Source organism: Peribacillus sp. P4_B1 (assembly GCF_056402395.1).
This window is the reverse complement of the sequence record NZ_JBFUHM010000156.1, coordinates 1-777: the sequence shown is the minus strand read 5'-3', so window position 1 is coordinate 777 and position 777 is coordinate 1. Positions and strand designations below refer to the sequence as shown.

At 58.7% G+C, this 777-nt stretch carries 1 protein-coding gene; it reads right to left on the bottom strand.

All coding sequences use genetic code 11. From position 1 onward, the window contains the following. Window positions 1–48: 48 nt before the first annotated feature. Window positions 49–777 (bottom strand): hypothetical protein (locus AC1DVK_RS27020; RefSeq protein ID WP_477627836.1); only part of this gene is annotated, 729 nt, incomplete at its 5' end.

Genomic DNA, 777 nt, shown 5'->3' with positions numbered 1-777 from the left:
GTGTGTTTCACGCGAGCCTCGGCCAGCGACTCGGCGATGCATTCCGGGCTAAGTTTTCATTAGCTGGCCAAGGACGTCCTTGATCTCTTGGGCGATGTCGCCTGCAGCCTTAATGCCGTCGATTAGTGCGTTCCTTAGATCACGGTATGACGGTGTGTCTGCCTGGTACACATCGATTCGGGCTGCATAGCGTCCAACTACCTCGGGGAAGTCGTCGCGGAATGTTTCCTGCCCATACGAGGCGCAACTTGGGTCGGGGACGGAGCACCGTGTCGCCGCCGCGAACTCATTTGAGACCCAAATGGCGTGACCGCCCTCGTCCACGACGAGGAGGAGCACCTTTCCACGCAGGCCTCCGGTCCAGTTGTCGTTTTTGGTATAGACAGAACTCACAGATTGACCAGAGCGGTATAGGGTGCCGACGGTACTCATGGTCTTGCCGTAACCGACGTTCTCATTGAGCTTGCTGATGGGAACCACGGCTCCAGGGGAGTAGATCGTGTTCGACGACCAGACTGCCTTCCCGTCTGGGCGGTAAATGATGAGGTTGCGATCATCCCTTAGGACAAGCCGGGAACCACCGTTTCCCTCCGTGTGTGTGGCCCATACCGGAACGCCACTGGGGGTGAGCAAAACCAGGTTGCCGTCGGCCTGCATGACGGCACGGTCCGGGCGATGATCCAAAGGCAACTGCCAGGTCCCGGTGTCCCAAACAGCCTGGTTCCCGTATGCGTAGAGGACCAGATTGCCGTCCCCTTGCATGACGAGGGTGTACTT